The sequence below is a fragment of the Paenibacillus sp. FSL K6-0108 genome (genome assembly GCF_045040695.1).
GTDB lineage: Bacteria > Bacillota > Bacilli > Paenibacillales > Paenibacillaceae > Paenibacillus > Paenibacillus pabuli_B.
Map to the genome: position 1 here is coordinate 3,163,012 of NZ_CP150288.1, position 19,259 is coordinate 3,182,270.

Below are 19,259 nucleotides of genomic sequence, written 5' to 3' on the forward strand. Positions count from 1 at the left end.
TGAAGGACCATGTCGGATAATCAGCAGATTGCCCAGGACGTTATTCGTGCCATCGGGGGCAAAGAAAATATCGCATCATTTGCACACTGTGCAACACGTCTTCGGATCATGGTGAATGACAAGAACAAGATCGATCAGAAGCAGGTCGAGAACATCGACAAAGTCAAAGGGGCCTTCTTCAACTCTGGCCAGTATCAGATCATTTTTGGAACCGGAACCGTAAACCGGATATTTGAAGAGGTCGAGAAGCTGGGAGTCGAAGGATCTTCCAAGGAAGAAGTGAAGAGTCAGGGCAAAAAGGAAGGTAATGCTTTTCAACGGGCCATTCGCACGTTCGGTGATGTATTTGTACCAATCATCCCTGTGCTCGTAGCAACGGGGCTGTTCATGGGTCTGCGCGGGCTGCTCACTCAAAATGAAATTCTATCGCTGTTTGGTGCAACACCAGAGGACATTTCGCCCAATTTCCTGTTATTTACTCAGATCCTGACGGACACGGCATTTGCATTTCTGCCTGCGCTGGTAGCCTGGTCTGCATTCCGAGTGTTTGGCGGGAGTCCGGTTCTCGGCATCGTTTTGGGTCTGATGCTTGTGAACCCAGCGCTGCCAAATGCTTACGCTGTGGCCGATGGATCGGCACAACCGCTGCATATGTTCGGATTCATACCGGTGGTCGGGTATCAGGGTTCCGTGCTGCCTGCGTTTTTCGTCGGGTTGATCGGAGCGAAATTTGAGAAAATTCTGAGAAGACACGTACCCGAGGCGCTCGACTTAATTCTGACTCCTTTTATTACGTTGACGGTCATGATTACATTAGGGCTCTTCGCAATTGGTCCGGTATTCCATTCTCTTGAGGAGTGGGTGCTGCATGGGACGACAGCCGTATTGGGACTGCCATTCGGTATTGCGGGTATTATTATTGGTTTCTTCCATCAAATCATTGTTGTTACCGGTGTACATCACATCTTTAACTTTCTGGAGATTCAACTGCTGGAGAAAACGGGCTTTAACCCGTTCAATGCGATCATTACCTGTGCTATGGCTGCACAAGGAGCGGCTTGTCTGGCGGTGGGGTTGAAGACCAAAAATACAAAGCTGAAAGCACTCGCACTGCCTTCGTCATTCTCTGCATTTCTAGGGATTACCGAACCTGCTATCTTCGGGGTTAACTTGCGGTATATGAAACCGTTCATCATGGGTCTTGTCGGTGGCGCAGTAGGCGGATTTCTCGCATCCTTGTTCCATTTGCAAGGTACAGGCATGGCGGTGACGGTTATTCCGGGCACCCTGCTGTATTTGAATAGCCAATTGCCTTTGTACATTTTGTCCAACGTGGCAGCCATGGGAATTGCATTTGCACTTACCTGGTTCTTCGGATACAAGGATCAGCCGGTTGCGGAGGAAGTGCCGAGCCATGCAGGAGAACAGATGAAGTCGGAAGTTCTGTCGGATAAGTCAAACTCATCTTCCAACCATACCATTAACCAGCGCACCAAGGTAGATATGCTGGAGATTGCATCACCCATCACAGGCACAGCGGTTGCTTTGGAGCAGGTTCCTGATCCTGCATTTTCGGAAAAGCATATGGGAGAAGGGATCGCTATTGAGCCTTCTGAGGGCAAAGTATTTGCACCTTTTGACGGCGTCATCGCTCATGTGATGAACAAGAGCAAACATGCCGTAATCCTGGAACATGAAACAGGTGTTCAGATGCTTGTGCATATTGGAATTAATACCGTTGGACTGAAGGGGGAAGACTTTACCGCATATGTGAATAGCGGAGACACCGTAACTGCAGGACAACTGTTAATTGAATTTGACATGGAAGCGATCCAGGCCGCAGGGTTGCCATTGATTACACCTGTGCTCATCCCGAATGGGAATGATAGAATCGAACAGGTGATGCCAACGATGACAGGCCCTGTTCAAGCTAATGGAGAAGCACTAATCGTTGTGAAATTTACTGAACCGCAATAAGCGTAAAACCTTTGAAAAAGACAGGTCGGAAAATGCAAAGAGACCCGGTGTATATCACCAGGGTTTCTTTGCACTTTTATGTATCTTTTCTACTTAACGGAAGGTGTCAAAAAGAATAATACGTCAGCGCGTATTGCATCAGAAAGGCACGAATTTCTTCCCGGTTTAACATCACATCAGATGTGCTGCCTTGCTCCAGGTTGAGAAGCAAATTGCTGACGGCTTCATGCAGGAACAGCATGCGTTCATTTCCCCACAGCTCTTGATGCTGCTGGATAAATTGCGTGACCTGCGACAGCTCCATACCTTTTAAAGCTCTGAACACCGAAGCCCATTTTACCAGATCAGAGGGATGGGAACCTACAGGCAATTCAAATTCGGCAAAACCATGAACATTCCCGCATGAGATTTTGAACAATCCGCAGTAGCTGGATGCATGTTCCCGCGCTATGAAAGGTAATTTTCGCATATCGTACCGAATAATCTCCATGGAACTAATTCGTGCAACAACACGAATCTCCGATGGAATTTCCACATCACCACTTGCAATCACACGATCCAACCTCCATAGGCAAAATTATCTTATTGTATTATGTTTTCGTTATCCTGCCCATGATGTTACGGCTGAACACAGCTCATGTAAAATCAATCGGAATGGATTTACGCCTGATTTTCCGATGTTTGGTATAAAATTCATACATGTAAGCGATTAACAAGAGATATATCTTCGTTTTGGACTCCATTATCTCGATTTTTTCTTCCGCTCATGACAGACCAAGCAACATGCCGCATGACTGCGAAAAGAGGAGATTAGGCAAGAATTGCTCACCTGGATTGTCTGGAATCGATCAGAACGGTGCAGAAATCGCATGCAGTTCAATTGCAGAGATGCAGACAGAGGACTATGATTCGCACATAACGTACTCCAGATGGCATTTGCAGGATCTGATGTGAAGGCGAGGTTGGCGGCAATGGATGAAGCAATGATGGTGGTATCAACAGGACACGGTGAGGCGGGAAAGAATTTTGTGGATGTATTATTGAAAAGGGGATTTGCGGTTGTCGTGCTTGTACACAGCGAAGAGGAGGGGGAACAATTTCAGTCGCTTGGTGCAGTCACCGTACGTTACATTCAGGAAATGGCATTCCGTAATCAGCTTCCGCCAGAATTTGTGGTGAAACACGCCTTTGTATTTGAAAATAACTTGCCGCAGTGCTGTCAGGACATTGAGCTGTGTCGCAGCTTGTGTCCGCAACAACTCTACGTTGTTTCCGGCAACAGAGCTCCTGTTGGGCTGGTTTATAAAGGTCTGGGAGCGACATATGTCATTCACAGCCGGAGTGGAGATGTCTCATTTTTATTGTAATTCACCTGATCGTGGGTTCCTGTCGCCAGTCCGATGAACCAAGTATAAATGAAAAACGTTGTGTCCGGAGCCTGTTGCCCTTGACACAACGTTTCGTGAATTTTTATGTGCTGATTCCTATGTGCTATACATTGAATTGTGAAACCCTATTAGGAAGAGATTCCGACTACACTGGAACCATTCTTCGTAATTTTGTACGTAATGACGTCTCCACTCCAGAAGTGGAACTTGAGAATAACTTCGCCATTATTCGTTTCGTTGAAGAAGTTTTGTTTCAATTCAATCACGTTGCTGCTATAATTCGGACTGAAAGTGTAGGAAAATTCTTTGAAAGAAGTCCAGTTTTGCGGACCTGCGTTTCCGCCACTTGTATAAGTGGCTTCCATGGTGGCCAGTTGATTGCCATTAAAGGTTGTCGGAATCGCAAACGAGCTCGTTGTGCCCGTTACATTGCTCAGTTTAGGCGTATCATACTTGATGATATTCAGGTTCCAGTTTGCGCCTTTGTTGAATTTGACGGTCAGCTTGGCATTAACCCCAAGATTGCCGGACGTGGTCAGTCTGCTTAACAGGCTTGATTTCAATGTGAGCACATCACCACTGATTGTGTAATCTGTACCTTGAACAAGAGTTGTGCTGCCATTAGCAAGAGAGCTAAATGTATTGCCATTGAGATTCAATTTTACTGTTTTATCCTGAATTGCAGCCCCTTTTTTCAAATAAACCAGATCGGATTCAGCTGTGGAGGAACGACCAGTCCAGCTTGCTTTCATCGTGTTATACAGATCCGGATCAGACCAGGTGAAGCTGGTACGGCCAAAATGCTGCCCATTATCCCATAACATGGTGGTCATCTGTTTCTGACGCAGGTACTGGCCGATAAATTCGAAGAATTTCAACTTCTCACCTTGCTCAATGACACCTGTGTGCTGATCAAAGCCGAGCAAGCCATACTCACCGACGATAACCGGAATACCTTTGGCTGTGAATGCATTGTACACTCGGTCAAATGTATCGATAATATCCTGCTGCACTTCAGCATTATATTTGGTGTACCCTGCGATATTCACGCTGAATGGCCAGAAACCATAGTAGTGAACGGTAGCGATAATGTTAGGGTCATTTAATTTCGCAATCGTCTGGGATAATGCATCCAGATCGGGTTGAGCGGAAGAGGTATGCAACGTTGGCAGGACCAATGGACGTGTTGCATTATTTCCGCCTGATGCTCTCACGATGTTATGAAAAGATACATTTAACTCATCCAGCAAAGCGTAAGCAGTAGCGGTATTCGTTGTACCACCTTCCGTGAAGCGTGGTTCATTTACACTTTCGAACATGAGCTTCGTGGATGAGTTTTTGAATTTGTTTGCAATTTGAGTCCAGGCTGAGTTGTAACGAGCAAGAACATTGGCATGGTCATTCTCCATATAGCTGATCCACTGCCATGAATCGTGATGGATATTGATCATGACATACAAATTGGCATCAAGCGCCCAGTTTACAACCTGTTGTACACGATTCATGTAAGCGGTATCAATTGTATAGTTGGGTGCTCCTCCTATATGAGCTTGCCAGGTCACTGGAATACGAATGCTCTTGTAGCCTTGATTGGCGATATTTTGAATCAGCTGCTGAGTGATCAGCGGGTTACCCCAGGCCGTTTCGTCTGCGCCAACAGCATCAAGGGAGTTGCCCAGATTCCAGCCCGGCTCCATCGCAGTAACATAGGACTGAATATTGGTTGGGGCAGCGGCTGCATTTGCCTGAATCGAGTCTTCTTTAGCAGCAGAAGCGATGGCGGATGACAACAGGGATAGAATCATTGCCGTTACGATAGTGAGTGAGAGGACCGATTTGCGGTTTTTGTTCATTCACATATTCTCCTTTGTAATGTTTATCGTTGAACTAAAATAGAGCGCTTACAAAAAAATGGCGATTTAAGCTCAGCATAGAACAAGACTCTGAATTGATTTAAATGGAATCACCACCAAATTAAGTATTGAAAACGTTTTCTGAAATGCAAATATAGCACGATTCATTGAAAGTAAATACCCTCGTAATTAGCACAAAATCCATGTCATAATTAGAGATTAATGGATTATTTTATTCTAAATTCATTCAAATAAATAGCGTTGCATTACATTCGTGGTTGAAGTTAAATAAATCTCAGGAGGGGATATTAAATGAGACTGGATGCGCATCAACATTTCTGGAATTATAATATTCGTGAATATGGTTGGATCGAGGAACACATGAGCGTCATTCGACGATCGTTTCTTCCAGAAGATTTGGAGCCTCTGTTAACCGGGGCAGGAATATCCGGTTGCATGGCGGTACAGGCTAGACAATCGTTGGAGGAAACGGAATGGCTTCTGGACTTGGCGGAACGGCATGAGTTCATCAGGGGTGTTGTGGGGTGGGTGGATCTGTGTTCTGTAGAAGCTGAACATCAACTTGAGAAGTATGCATCAAGCCCTTGGCTGAAGGGGGTGCGTCATGTAATACAGGATGAACCGGATGTCCAGTTTGTATTGCGTGACGATTTTCAGCGCGGAATTGCTTTGCTGCAGCAATATAATCTGGCCTACGATCTGCTCGTGTCCAAGGAGCAGCTCCCTTATGCTGTAGAGCTGGTTAAGATGTTTCCTGAACAGCGATTTGTACTTGATCATTTGGCGAAGCCCGATATTAAGGCAGGAACGGTTTCCCCCTGGAAGGAAGCGCTATACTCTTTGTCAGAACAACCGAATGTATACTGCAAATTATCTGGAATGATAACGGAAGCCGATTGGACAAACTGGAAACAGGAGGACTTTGCGCCTTATCTGAATATCGCCTTAGAAGCGTTTGGTCCGGATCGGGTGATGTTTGGCTCGGATTGGCCTGTATGTACGGTGGCTGGTACATATGCTCAAGTGCTTGAGATTATCACAAAGCATACTTCTTGGATGTCTGAGGTAGAGAAACAGATGATATTTGGTGGCACCTGTGCTACCTTTTATCAGTTATCGTGATTGAATTAGACAGCAGATTCAGGCTTCACGATGTTGACAGGTTCCCTAATTCTTGCTAAAGTTTTAACCAATCCGCATAATTGTGATCTGGGAATGTTACCGATATGGGCATAACCTGAGCTGGCTTGTATACACTGCAACGTGTATTCGGGCTGGTTCGGGTTTTTTGTATTTAAGTTGAACGAACAACGATTTTACATTGGACACTGCGCTGCCAGAACAATCTTCCGATCGCTGTTATCTCAAGATTTTTTCTGTGCTCTCCGTGTATGTGTAAATGTGTAGTTCAACATAAATATTTTTGTCTTATAAAGTTTCATGCGATTGGAGCGGATAACAGTATTACATATTTGGAAGGAGAATACGGATGACTAATTTTAAGTTTCCCAAAGACTTTTTGTGGGGTGGAGCCATTGCTGCCAATCAGGCAGAGGGTGCCTATCTGGAAGATGGCAAAGGTTTGAGCATTGTTGACTTGCTGCCAACAGGAGAAAGCCGAAGAAGCATCATGAAGGGCAATGTCCCTGTATTGACCCCGCTGGAAACCGAGTTCTATCCTTCACATGAAGCGATTGATTTTTACCATCGTTATCCCGAGGATATTACTTTATTTGCCGAGATGGGATTCAAAGCGCTGCGTGTGTCGATTGCCTGGGCACGGATTTTCCCAACCGGAGAAGATGCACAGCCGAATGAAGCGGGTTTGCAGTTTTATGATCGATTATTCGATGAACTGTTGAAGCATGGCATCGAACCTGTAGTAACACTTGCTCACTTCGATGTACCGGTTAATCTGATTGAGAAATATGGCAGCTGGAGAAGCCGTGAGTTGGTGACTCTGTTTGAAACCTACGCGAAAACCGTATTCAGCCGTTATAAGGATAAGGTGAAATACTGGATGACGTTCAACGAGATTAATATGCTGCTGCATCTGCCATTCCTTGGCGCGGGTCTTGTTTTCAAGGATGGTGATCATGTAAAAGAGATTCAGTATCAGGCAGCACACCATCAACTGGTGGCAAGTGCACTGGCGGTTAAAGCCTGTCACGAGATCATCCCGGGCGCAATGATCGGCTGTATGCTTGCGGCAGGAAGCTTTTATCCTTATACCTGTAATCCGGAAGATGTGTTCCAGGGCATGGAGAAAGACAGGGAGTCCTATTTCTTTATTGATGTTCAGTCGCGTGGAGAGTACCCGGGTTATGCCAAACGTTTCTTCAAGGATCATGGATTGAATATTGCCATGCAGTCAGGTGATGCGGAAATTTTGAAAAACCATACGGTTGATTATATCGGATTTAGTTATTATTCAAGTCGTACAACCTCCACAGACCCGGAAGTCGTCAAAAACATGACAAGCGGCAATGTATTTGGTTCTGTAGCCAATCCCTATTTGGCCAAATCGGAGTGGGGCTGGACGATTGATCCCAAAGGCTTCCGTATTACAGCCAATCAGCTGCATGACCGGTATCAAAAACCGCTGTTTGTTGTAGAGAATGGATTTGGAGCCAATGACGTGGTTACCCCTGATGGTGAGGTTGATGATGAATACCGGATTGATTATCTGAAACGCCATGTTGCCGAGATGGGTGAAGCTCTGCAGGACGGTGTAGAGATCATCGGTTATACAAGCTGGGGCCCTATCGATATTGTCAGCGCTTCTTCAGGAGAGATGAGAAAACGCTATGGTTACATCTATGTGGACCGTGACAATGAAGGAAAGGGTGACCTGAAGCGAATCAAGAAAAAGAGCTTCTATTGGTACAAAAATGTGATTGAATCGGATGGCAGCAATTTAGGCGAAGAGTAACCAGTGCAAAGAGGGCGTTTTCCCTCTTAGAATCGGAAGGACCATTCTTCATGGAACTTCCGATTGTTCCCTCGTTGAAAGCGTTGACATATGTCTCTCTTCGCGCTATACTTGACGCAATTATATCGTTTTGGGATTGTTACTACTTGAAGTAGGCAAAACCTAAGCACCCAAAAAAACAGACGTACATGTCTTGTTTATTTTGTGATGCTTCAGGTTTTTTTTGTATGCCCAAAAGGCGATATATGACTGCCAAGAGAGTGGATCGTGACGGGGGGATTGAAGTGAAAATAGCAAAGGTTATCAACAATAACGTCATTAGCATCTATCAAGCGGATGGAGCAGAGCTTGTAGTGATGGGGCGTGGGATTGCCTTTAAGAAAAAGCCGGGGGATAAAGTAGACGAAACCCGCATCCAGAAAGTATTTGCGCTTAAAAACAAGCAGACATCCGACAATTTCAAAATGCTGCTGCGCGAAGTGCCAATGGAACTGATTGAGATTGTGGAAGAAATTATTACCTATGCCAAAGAGAATCTGGGCCGTAACCTGAATGAAAATATCTATGTTTCCCTAACAGATCATATTAACTTTGCGATTGAACGATATCGTGAAGGGGTAGAAATCAAGAATGCACTGATGTGGGAAATCAAACAGCTGTACAAGGCTGAGTTCGGACTGGGTCTGAAAACGTTGGAGCAGATCAAGTCCAGACTTCATATCGAGCTTCCACCGGATGAAGCTGCGTATATTGCCCTGCATATTGTCAATGCGGAGATGAATGAAGAAGTCATTACAACGATGAACATCACGAAGTTTATTCAGCAGATTATTAATATAGCCAAATATCACTTCAAGATGGAATTCGATGAGGAGTCTCTCAGCTATTTTCGCTTCATTACGCATCTGAAGTTCTTCTCTCAAAGGGTATTAAGCGGCACGCATTATGACAATAATTATGACCACTTTTACGACATGATCAAAGAGAAGCACCCGGAAGCGGCGGCATGTACAGAGAAAATCGAAATGTTCGTCAACAAGGAATACAACCATCAGCTTACCAACGAAGAGAAATTGTATCTGACCGTCCACATTGAACGGGTCGTTAATCGATAACAATTAAAATGTTGACAAATTTGGTTAAATCATAATAATATGAGATTAACAGGAATTGAATACGATTTAACTGGGATTGTTACTGGTTATGCAGGCAAAACCTAAGTCATGAGAAGGCAGGACCCATGTGTCCAAACCTTACTCTAGGCTTAGGTTTTTTGCGTGCAAAAAAATCGGTATGATGCCTGTTTTAGTAAATATGGGGGTGCACATCATGAGTCAGGAAAAACTCGCAAAAGAGATCGTCGAGCTGGTCGGCGGGGAAAAAAATGTGGTATCACTGGTACATTGCGCAACACGTTTGCGGTTTGTATTGAAAGATGACGCCAAGGCAGACAAAGCCAAGCTGGAAAAGACAGAAGGAATCATCGCAGTCAAGGAAAACGGGGGACAGTTTCAGGTGGTCGTTGGCAATAAGGTGCCTGAGGTTTATAACGCCATTGGTCAGATCAGCAACATTTTGGATGACTCTTCCGAAAAGGAAAAGTCCAAGAAGTCCGCGAAAGGCTTAGGCGGCATTATCGATGTGATTTCCAGTATATTCGCACCGCTGCTAGGGGTAATGGCGGGAGCTGGTATTTTGAAAGGGCTACTGCTCATTGCAAGTAATGTCGGCTGGCTGGAAACGACAGAAACCACGTATAAGATCCTATTTGCAGCAGCAGACAGCTTGTTTTATTTCTTACCTTTGCTGTTAGCGGTTACAACCGCTCGCAAATTCCAGGGTAACATGTTTGTGGCGATGACCATTGCTGGGGCATTAATCTATCCTTCCATCGTCACGCTCAAGGCGGAGGGAACGCCAACCGATTTCTTCGGTATCCCTGTGATATTGATGAATTATTCATCTACCGTTATCCCTATTATTCTGGCAGTCATCGTCATGAGCAAATTGGAGAAATTCTTCAATAAGGTTCTTCACGAAAGTGTGAAAAATTTTGTCACTCCATTATTTTTGCTAGTCATTATGGTTCCTCTTACCCTGCTCGTATTCGGTCCATTTGGAGTATATGTAGGTAATGCCATTGCATCAGGACTGGTGGCCGCTTTCGGATTCAGTCCGTTATTGGCAGGAGCCGTTATGGGTGCAAGCTGGCAGCTGCTCGTTATTTTCGGAATTCACTGGGGGCTCATTCCCGTATTTATCAATAACGTTGCTGTGTATGGACGCGATGGTGTCAAACCGGCTGCAACGGCTTCCATCTTCGCACAGACCGGAGCTGCCTTCGGCGTTATGCTGAAAACCAAAAATAAAAAACTGAAAACGCTGGCGGGTTCATCCACACTGACAGCCTTGTTCGGGATTACCGAGCCTGCCATCTATGGTGTTACTCTGCCACTCAAACGTCCATTCATCGCAGGAGTGATCGGGGGTGCCGTTGGTGGTGCCATTATTGGTCAAGCAGGTACTCAGGCATTCGCTTCAGGTGCTCCAGGACTGCTTACTCTGCCAATTTTCTATGGACCGGGTGGAGAGGGTTTCCCTGGACTCATTCTTGGGATCTGCGTGTCCTTTGTTGTTTCGGCTGCATTGACGTACATTATGGGATTCAAAGATCCGGTTGAAGAGGAAGAACAAGAAAAAAGTACGGAATCTATCCATCCATCAGTAAGAACAGCGGATTCCGTGGATCAAGAAGTTCTTAGCCCGATTGAGGGGACCATTGTTGAACTGTCTGAGGTGCCAGATCCGGCATTTTCATCCGGTGCAATGGGTAAAGGTATTGCGATTGAACCAGCAGTTGGCCGAGTTGTTGCTCCTTTTGACGGTACCATTACCGTGGCTTTCAAAAAGAAACATGCCCTGGCTGTTGTATCAGATACAGGTGCGGAGATTTTGGTCCATGTCGGAGTGGATACCGTCAAGCTTGATGGTCAGCACTTTACATCACATATTCAGGAAGGTGATCGGGTTAAAGCAGGAGATTTGCTGCTGGAATTCGATATCGCTGCAATCAAGGCGGCTGGTTATCATACGGTAACGCCTATCATTGTTACGAATTCTGCGAATTATGAGGAAGTAGTTTCTTTGATTACGGGACAAGTTCGGGTACAAGAGCCGTTACTTACCCTGTATGGTGGAAAAGGACAGGAACAAGAGTAGAACTAACAAAAGCCGTGTCCAACGTGGAACAGAACGTTTTCTGTTTACGTGGATACGGCTTTTTTGCTGTTAGCCAATCCAATTCACCAGATCCTGAACCTGTCCCATCATGGAGATTGGATCTTCCCGAAGCCAGTCCTCGGTCATACGGTAGACCTGACCGTTCTGTACTGCGGGAAGCTGCTGCCAATACATGGTGCGTTCAAGCTGTTCAAACTGTCGGATGGATTCCGGGTCGCCTGACACAACGACAAAGAGATGGTCGCCCGCATACTTATGCAATTGATCTAAGGGAATATCTTCTTTGAACGGATGAGATTTGTTTTGCTGGGCTTCCAGCACCGGAGCAGGTGGTTTTAATTGCAAATCACGATATAACACACCTACGTCGTAGTAGACCTGGAAGGCAGCGGGAAGTCCTCTCATCCAGAAGAATGAAACGGTTTGCTCACCATCTTGAAGAGGAGACAAGAGTCTTTGGGTTTCCTTGATCTTGTTCATATAGCTCTCCATCCAGGCTTCTGCCACAGAAGTCCTTCCAGTCAAATCCGCAATAAGACGAAAGCGTTCAAAGAAGGGCAGGGACCAGGGAACATCCAGTGTAGGAGCGATTTTGGAGTATTCCGCATAATGATGCCCGTTAAAAGTTACGATGAGATCGGGTTTCAGCTCCGATATCTTATTCATATATGGTGTTACCACGGAATGGCCAATCGAAGGAACACCTCGCACATGCCCCTGGTAGTAACGGCAGTTCAGCAATTGGTAAGGTGCACCAATAGGTGTTATGCCGAGCGCAAGCAGCTCACCCAGGAATTGAAAAGAGGCAACACGCATCGTATGCTTTCTTAGATGAATATATAAACGCGGCGATACACCGGTATATTGCTTGAAGCTGCGACTGAAATGAAAAGGATCACGGAACCCGATGTGTCCTGCAATTTCCTGGATCGAATCATTCGATTCCAGCAGACGTTTTTTGGCACGATTCATTCGTAGGGCATTCAAATATTGGATGGGGCTCTGTCCGGTGCGCTCACGAAAAAGGCGCGAAAAATGCCGTGTGGATAGCCCGGTCTCTGCGGCAAGTTGGTCCAAAGTATAGTCAAGTGTAACGGATTGTTCCAATCGTTGTAAGAGTGTATCCAAGGTCTGTATGCTGCGATGCTCTTTATCCATCGTGTCGGCTTTCATGGCTAGTAAAATCAGTTCCTGAAACAGCACATGTTTGCTGTAGTTTTCCTTTTCATCGTAAAGATCCTCAACGGGGTGCAGTAGGTGCACCAATTGAATCATGCGAGAAACATGTTCAGGGTATATTTGTCCTTGCACTAACGAAGCTATTCGGGGCGTGCCCTGAACAGGTACGGGCAGAGGCTCGAATTCAACGCTGTTAACTTGCAGAGGGAGACCTGACAGACTCTCAAGCTGCACTTCCGTCCCGGGATGAAATAGAAAGCAGTTTCCTGGCATAACCTCAGTCTGTTTATCCATGAAATGGACGTTGCCGCGCCCTTCGGTGATGATCATCAACGTGTGACGTTGTATTAATTTTGTACACAAACTGGATATCGCATCGCAGTATGTCCCTGTAAGTATATAGACCAGCGAAATCATGGTATCCCTCCTCAAAAGCTGAAAAGAAGCTCTTCAGGCAGGATCGCTGAAGAACTTCTCCAATGTATATCATGTCATTCATATCTTTTATTTGGTGAGCAATTGAACGGCATCATCCAATTGGGCACTGAGAGACATCACATCGTAAGAGAACCATAGGCTCTCATCAACCACGTATACTTTATTATTTTTGACGGCAGGCAATGAGTGCCACAACTGGCTGTCATCCACCTCTTTCAGGAAATCAGGATCATTATCGAATCTTACCACAAACAGTCGATCTGCTGAAGCATATTCCGGCAGCTTCTCAAGAGAGATGTTGATGCCGAGTTCATGATCCCCTTTTGCCCATTCCTCTTTGACGGTATCCGTCATGTTGAATTTCAACGCATCATATAAGGTATAACCGACATTAGCGTTCCCGTACACTCTGAGTTGACCTTTTTCAAATCCGCCAATAACCACAACGCCGAATGTCTCATCTGGTGAAACGGAGGAAGAGAGCTTGGTCCGTGCCTCTTCGGATTTCTGATTAAATGCCTGAATCCATTCCTCTGCCTGTTCGCTTCTGCCGATAACGTCAGCCACTGACTTGAAATGTTGGAATGCATCGGCACCTTCCCATTGGACAACAACGGTAGGGGCAATCTTGGACAACTGCTCCAATTGGTCCTCATTCCACTCTGCGGCAATGATGAGGTCCGGCTGCAGTTCGAGTGCCTTTTCCAAATTCAGCTTATTGGATACCCCGATATCTTCGATCCCTTCCAATTGATCCTTAATCGAGACATAGTTGTTAAGTAGATGAGATGCTGCCCCAGCCGGCTTAATTCCCGCTGCCAGCATTTCCGGTAAGTACTGTGTGGTTAGAACCCGTTGGGGATGGGTTGGAATGGTTACCTCACGGCCCAGAGCGTCCTTATATACATGAGTTGCCGATTCTCCTGCAGGTATGGGTTGACGTTTCTGTCTGCTGTGCAGAATTCCCCTCAGTAGAAGGGGATGAGTTTTGTTTCCCTTGACCGCAAGCGGAGAGAAGCAAGGTTAAAATAAGAATGATACATGAAAGCTGGAGTTTATTTGGATGACGCAGCATAATAATGAAATCCCCTTTTTCTTTTATAATGATAATCATTATCAATTATTATAGTCAAGACTTCTTTTGAAGAACATGTTGAATATGGACTTGAAGCATGGAAAATATGGACATGAACTGTCTGGCGCAAAAGAAAATACCTCCAAAAATTAATTTTGGAGGCATTTGTTTCTTTTATTTACGATCCGCTGATTTCTTAAGAATCTGCCCGCACAACCGTTGAGTTCATGTTGCCTGTCAGCCGCTGTGGAGGGAAGACCATGCGTACAGGTGCGATGATGATCGTAGCGAACAAGGCTTTGATGAGATCACCGATGATGTAGGGATAAAACCCTTGTATCATGGCTTCGGGTAACGACATTTTGTAAGCATAGGCCAGCCAGGGTACGCCCGAAACATAGATCAAGATTGAACCAAACAACTCAAATACGATAAAAGCCAGGAAATAACCAACGAACCCGTTCAGTTTGATTCTGCTGAGTAATAGCCCAATGAGTAATGCCGAGAAAGGCCACATCATAACATATCCCCCGGTTGGCCCAAGGAGTACTGCAAGTCCGCCTGCACCATGCAGAAGCGGGAAGCCAATGGCAGTCAGAATGACGACCAGAGCGATACTTAGAAAACCATATAATGGGCCAAGCAGTCCGCCTGCCAGCATAACCGCGAGGGTTTGCAATGTAATCGGCACAGGAGAGAAGCCAATGGGAATACTTATGTAACCAAAAAGAACAAGTATGGCTGCCATGAGTGCGCTGAAAACGATACCTCGCAAAGATAATTTCATGTTTGAACATTCCTTTCAATTTTGGTAATCTTATTGTTAACCGATTAAACGGATGTGGTTAACGATTTGGATCGTACCACAAAAGATTCAAAAGGGAAAGGACCAATTTGCGATGCAAGACGTTACACCTTTGATAAGACTAGAGAATGTCCGTGTTCATTATGCATCCGAGTCAGGACGTGTTCGAAAGGCAGTGGATGGGGTTTCGCTGGAATTAGCTCCCGGTGAATGGATAAGTATTGTGGGAGCCAATGGCAGCGGCAAAAGTACGCTGGCTGGACTGCTGATTGGATTCATTCCGCTATCCGGCGGAGAAAGAAAAGCTTCTTCCGAAATAGTTGTTCGTGGAGTCCTCCAGCAGCCTGATGCGCAGGTGCTTGGAGATACCATTGAGGAGGAGTTTCATTTTGCCTTATCCTCACTGCTTGAATCTCCTGATGAACTACTACGTCGGAGAGAGCACGCATTACATACGGTAGGACTTAAACACCCGTCTGAGACGGCGATTGCCCAGTTATCTGGAGGACAGAAGCAGTTGCTTAATATCGCGGTAGCTCTGGCGGCCAAGCCGAATGTACTTATTCTGGATGAACCTACGGCCATGCTTGATCCGGGAGCGAGAGAACGAATGGAAGCGGTAGTTCAAGCCATTGTCCAGCAAGGGACGGCGGTAATCTGGATTACGCATCATCTGGAGGAAGCAACGTTGTGCGATCGAATTATTGCCATGGAAGAGGGACGCTGTGTTTACGACGGAGCTCCTGCAGCTTTCTTCTATGGAAGGGAGAAGGAAGACACAACGCCCGAGGCTGGAAAAGAAAGACAACAACCATCGCCCTGCGAAAAGCTTGGGCTTGCTCCACCTTTTACAGTGCAGACAGCTCTACTCCTGAAACGGAAAGGTCTGCTCCATCATGCGACACCTTTACGACCTGAGCAGTTGGTTAAGGAGGTAGCCCTTTGGCGATTGAATTAGAACATGTAAGCATAGCTTCGTCACAACCTGACAAAAGAGCGCTGCTTCAAGATATCACTGTCCAACTGAACCGTGGCGAAATCACTTTATTGCTAGGCTGCACAGGATCAGGCAAAACCACTTTGCTGCAAACGATCGCTGGCTTAAAACCTCCAGATGAGGGCAGCCTCATGCTGGACGGAGAGCCTTATTGGCAGAACGGAAAAGTACCACAGTCCATTCTGCTGCAGATGGGATTGGTCTTTCAATTCCCCGAGCAACAGCTGTTCGCCCGAAACATTGGGCGCGAATTTGCTTATTCCCTGAGACCATATCGTCTACCCGACGAACAAAAGAAAAAGCAGATTTCCGAAGCACTGAAGCGCTGGGACTCTCCAGTGGGTCAGGGAGAGGAAGAACGATTCCATTCGGACAGATCACCCTTTGCACTAAGCGGGGGAGAACGGAGAAGATTGGGGCTTGCCCTGGGAACTGCTACGCATCCTTCATGGCTATTGCTCGATGAACCCAGCGCTGGATTGGAAGCCCAAAGTGTGCTCATGCTGCTAGATGCTTTGAACCAGCATCGAACTGCAGGTGAGGGAGCCATTGTGGCTACACACGACCTGGACACATTTTTACCGCATGCGGATCGGGTTCTGTTGTTGAAGGATGGGCGTCTGGTTGCTGATCTCAAACCACGGGAGCTTCACACAAGACCAGATCTGCTGGAGCTTGCCGGAATTGGTCTGCCACCCTCCATGCAACTGGCACAACAATTTGCTGCTGCGGGCATTCATTTTCCTACTACTGCGTTGACTCCGGAGGAAATGGCTGAAGGTATTGTTCAGTCCGTCAATGAACCGTTAGAGCAGAAGGTTGATGTTATTGGTAATGAGGATCAATTCAGAATGGATGAAGCGAAGCTTGCCTTTTCAAACTCCGACACTTCGAGAGGAGAAGGCACGCAGGAGGGCATATACACCCACGCAGAATCAGGATCCAACAGAGGATTGTATGGTGCCATGGACCCGCGTCTGAAATGGATTTTATACATTTTGCTCGTGACCGCTACGATGCTTCAACATCACTGGTTAGGTCTCTCTCTTACGATGATGCCAGTCATCTTGGCACTTGTTGTGCTGCCACGTCAGGCTCTGATGGGATGCTTGAAATTAATGAAGCCGCTCGTACTGTTCTTTCTCGTATCAACCGCGTTGTCGGGCACAACTCTTTCTACAGAAGGTGGCGGCCTACAGTTCGGATTTTCCTTGACGCAGGCGGAGGCGACGTTACTGAATGTATACCGTTTGTTTATCGTCACGTTAGCGAGTCTTTGGTTTTCACTGACTACGCCGTATGGGCGCATGGTGGAGGGGCTGAATTGGGTGCTTGGTGTCGGCAAAAAAATTAAACTGCCCGTGTCGTCGTTTGCACTCGCCGTATCCTTAATCTTTCGTTTTATTCCGATGATCTGGAGTGAATGGCAGCGATTCTCGCTGATCGTCCGGGCACGCGGCAAAGCTGCATTACGACCGAATACGGTACGTGTGCGTGATCTTGGTCCAATGGTCATTCCTCTGCTCATGGCGCTGTTTCAGCGTGCAGAAGATATGACGATTGCGATGGAAATGCGGAAAGTTAGAGAGAATTCCTTGCTTGGAGCACGTTCCTCCTTATTGGTATGGTCCAAACGAGATACATGGATTTGCATGACTGGACTTATTGTTTTTGTATTTTATATCTGGATCAGAGACTGAAGAATGGACTTTAGCCATGGTTCATGCATAAATCCTTTCATTTCCGTTCAAAATAAACATGCTTTGATCACCACGAAGCAGATATGGAGGGACGAACGATGAAGGATAAATTTTTGCAAGAAGAAAGACAAGAATATACCGATGTGTCCACGGTGGAGTCGCAGCGAAATGATATCACACTCGAAGAGTTCCCAGAAGGTCCTTATGGCTCATCTCTAATGTCTGAATCTCTTGGCAAAAGCTCGCCATGGCGAGTGGATCAAAGGAGCGCGCACCGTTTCGATTATGAAAATCATGAACTGCACGAAGGGGAGGTTCGGGATTATCCCGGCCAGGACGTCTTCGATGAATCGGTCCCCGATAGTGTAACAAAGCCACAATACCCGGAAGAAGAAGAATCGTAATGACGTTTAATATAAATTAGATGATAGCCTTCGGCAGGATATTTCTGTCCGGGGGCTATTTTTAGTTGAATCGAAAAAAAAACAAATCTCCTCAAATTCCACAATATGGGTTATCATAGGCGTAGCTTATACTAAAAAGGTATGTGATATATCAATTACAACAATATTAGGAGATAACCATGGATCAGGGCTATATTCAATATATACGGTCGTTTGTGGGGAAAGCCAAAGTTATCATGGTAGTTTCAGGAGCGATCGTGATTGATAAGGCTGACAGAGTATTATTACAAAAAAGATCGGACAATGGATACTGGGGATTTCCCGGTGGGTATATGGAGATGGGAGAAACCGTTGAGGAGACAGCACAAAGAGAATTATATGAAGAAACAGGTTTAACACTGAATTCAGTAGAATTATTCTCGATTTACTCAGGTCCAGAATACGAAGTGGGTTATGGTAATGGAGATGAAGTTGCGTTGGTGCAAGTAATGTTCAAAAGCAACGACTTTTGCGGAACGATAAAAGAGAGTGAAGAGTCCATAGAAACGCGGTTTTTTGATATACATTCCGTACCAGAACATTTCTTACCTACACACAAGCAAATTATTGAAGATCTAAGGAACAAAAAAGATTGGAAAACTAGTGAACTAAATATTGGAGGATATCAGAATGAGAGAGATTAACTACAGCGATTATTTTTGGCAGGATGATCAGGTCAGATTGCGTGCTTTGCGTGAGGAAGATTGGGAAAATCATTATTATAACCGTTTCGACTCACCTGCTCGCCGTTTACTGGAATGTGCAGTGGAGCTGCCCCCTACGAATGCTGAGGCAAAGAAATTTACGGAAGCCTTTTCCGATTTTTCTCTAGACAGAGGACGAATCATGTTTACGATTGAAAATATGGATGGTGAGAATGTCGGAGGCGTGAACCTGAACAGCATCGATGAGAGGAATGGTACCTTTAGCATTGGAATTCAAATTGACAGGGACCATCGCGGAAAAGGATACGGGACGAGAGCCATTCGAATTTTACTCAAATATGCCTTTTTCGAGCGCAGGCTTAATAAATTCAATGATTGTGTTCTCGAAGGAAATGAACCTTCCGCAGCCATGATGAGAAAGCTTGGATGTGTGGAGGAGGGCGTGCGTCGTCAGGTGATTTATACCGATGGAAAATACCAGGATCTGATCCTGTTCGGATTAACCAAAGACGAGTTTATTGATAAGGAAGGGCTTGCGTAAGTCCA

16 protein-coding genes are annotated in these 19,259 nt (G+C 45.7%); 11 read left to right on the forward strand and 5 right to left on the reverse strand.

The genetic code is table 11. From position 1 onward, the window contains the following. The first annotated feature begins 9 nt into the window (after positions 1-9). A complete protein-coding gene (locus MHB49_RS14595) occupies positions 10-1,977 on the forward strand; it encodes a sucrose-specific PTS transporter subunit IIBC (RefSeq protein WP_405156607.1) in 1,968 nt (655 codons plus the stop codon). A gap of 106 nt (positions 1,978-2,083) precedes the next feature. Here MHB49_RS14595 and MHB49_RS14600 read toward each other — a convergent pair whose 3' ends face one another. Beyond that, positions 2,084-2,530: a hypothetical protein gene (locus MHB49_RS14600; RefSeq protein WP_405156608.1), complete on the reverse strand. Its 447-nt coding sequence runs from the start codon at positions 2,528-2,530 to the stop codon at positions 2,084-2,086. Between the two features lie 376 nt (positions 2,531-2,906). On the opposite strand from MHB49_RS14600, the gene MHB49_RS14605 reads away from it, so the two are divergent. Next, a complete protein-coding gene (locus MHB49_RS14605; RefSeq protein WP_405156609.1) occupies positions 2,907-3,344 on the forward strand; it encodes a hypothetical protein in 438 nt (145 codons plus the stop codon). 149 nt (positions 3,345-3,493) lie between these two features. On the opposite strand, the gene MHB49_RS14610 is transcribed toward MHB49_RS14605, so the two are convergent. After that, positions 3,494-5,218, reverse strand: coding sequence for a cellulase family glycosylhydrolase (locus MHB49_RS14610; RefSeq protein WP_405156610.1), 1,725 nt, complete (start codon positions 5,216-5,218; stop codon positions 3,494-3,496). Positions 5,219-5,530: 312 nt separating this feature from the next. Here MHB49_RS14610 and MHB49_RS14615 point away from each other — a divergent pair, with 312 nt between their 5' ends. From MHB49_RS14615 to MHB49_RS14630, 4 genes are all read left to right on the forward strand, one after another. Continuing rightward, positions 5,531-6,361: an amidohydrolase family protein gene (locus MHB49_RS14615; protein ID WP_405156611.1), complete on the forward strand. Its 831-nt coding sequence runs from the start codon at positions 5,531-5,533 to the stop codon at positions 6,359-6,361. Positions 6,362-6,728: 367 nt separating this feature from the next. Further along, positions 6,729-8,171 carry a 6-phospho-beta-glucosidase gene (locus tag MHB49_RS14620; RefSeq protein WP_405156612.1) on the forward strand — a complete coding sequence of 481 codons (1,443 nt, stop codon included), beginning with the start codon at positions 6,729-6,731 and terminating at the stop codon, positions 8,169-8,171. A 284-nt stretch (positions 8,172-8,455) separates the two neighbouring features. Continuing rightward, positions 8,456-9,286 carry a BglG family transcription antiterminator LicT gene (licT, locus tag MHB49_RS14625; protein WP_090902232.1) on the forward strand — a complete coding sequence of 277 codons (831 nt, stop codon included), beginning with the start codon at positions 8,456-8,458 and terminating at the stop codon, positions 9,284-9,286. A gap of 214 nt (positions 9,287-9,500) precedes the next feature. Continuing rightward, a complete protein-coding gene (locus MHB49_RS14630) occupies positions 9,501-11,390 on the forward strand; it encodes a beta-glucoside-specific PTS transporter subunit IIABC (protein ID WP_405156613.1) in 1,890 nt (629 codons plus the stop codon). A gap of 69 nt (positions 11,391-11,459) precedes the next feature. Here MHB49_RS14630 and MHB49_RS14635 read toward each other — a convergent pair whose 3' ends face one another. The 3 genes from MHB49_RS14635 to MHB49_RS14645 all read right to left on the reverse strand — a co-directional run bounded on the left by MHB49_RS14635 (position 11,460) and on the right by MHB49_RS14645 (position 14,890). Then, complete coding sequence (locus tag MHB49_RS14635; protein WP_405156614.1) at positions 11,460-13,007, reverse strand: AraC family transcriptional regulator; 1,548 nt, start codon at positions 13,005-13,007, stop codon at positions 11,460-11,462. Positions 13,008-13,094: 87 nt separating this feature from the next. Beyond that, positions 13,095-13,853 (reverse strand): iron-siderophore ABC transporter substrate-binding protein, encoded by a 759-nt coding sequence (locus MHB49_RS14640; RefSeq protein WP_405156615.1) that lies wholly within the window; start codon positions 13,851-13,853, stop codon positions 13,095-13,097. Positions 13,854-14,299: 446 nt separating this feature from the next. Then, entirely contained in the window at positions 14,300-14,890 is a 591-nt protein-coding gene (locus MHB49_RS14645; protein WP_405156616.1) for a biotin transporter BioY, read from the reverse strand. 52 nt (positions 14,891-14,942) lie between these two features. Between MHB49_RS14645 and MHB49_RS14650 the strand changes: the two genes are divergently transcribed. The 5 genes from MHB49_RS14650 (at position 14,943) to MHB49_RS14670 (ending at position 19,254) form a co-directional block, all read left to right on the forward strand. Continuing rightward, positions 14,943-15,866, forward strand: coding sequence for an energy-coupling factor ABC transporter ATP-binding protein (locus tag MHB49_RS14650; RefSeq protein ID WP_405156617.1), 924 nt, complete (start codon positions 14,943-14,945; stop codon positions 15,864-15,866). After that, the gene (locus MHB49_RS14655) at positions 15,851-17,605 is read left to right on the forward strand and encodes an ATP-binding cassette domain-containing protein (RefSeq protein ID WP_405156618.1); all 1,755 of its coding nucleotides are present in this window, start codon (positions 15,851-15,853) and stop codon (positions 17,603-17,605) included. The genes MHB49_RS14650 and MHB49_RS14655 overlap by 16 nt, the downstream gene beginning before the upstream one ends. A 98-nt stretch (positions 17,606-17,703) precedes the next feature. Next, positions 17,704-18,009, forward strand: coding sequence for a hypothetical protein (locus tag MHB49_RS14660; RefSeq protein ID WP_247902562.1), 306 nt, complete (start codon positions 17,704-17,706; stop codon positions 18,007-18,009). A gap of 179 nt (positions 18,010-18,188) precedes the next feature. Continuing rightward, complete coding sequence (locus MHB49_RS14665; RefSeq protein WP_405156619.1) at positions 18,189-18,692, forward strand: NUDIX hydrolase; 504 nt, start codon at positions 18,189-18,191, stop codon at positions 18,690-18,692. Next, positions 18,679-19,254 carry a GNAT family N-acetyltransferase gene (locus MHB49_RS14670; protein ID WP_247902563.1) on the forward strand — a complete coding sequence of 192 codons (576 nt, stop codon included), beginning with the start codon at positions 18,679-18,681 and terminating at the stop codon, positions 19,252-19,254. Before MHB49_RS14665 ends, MHB49_RS14670 begins: the two co-directional genes overlap by 14 nt. Positions 19,255-19,259 lie beyond the last annotated feature (5 nt).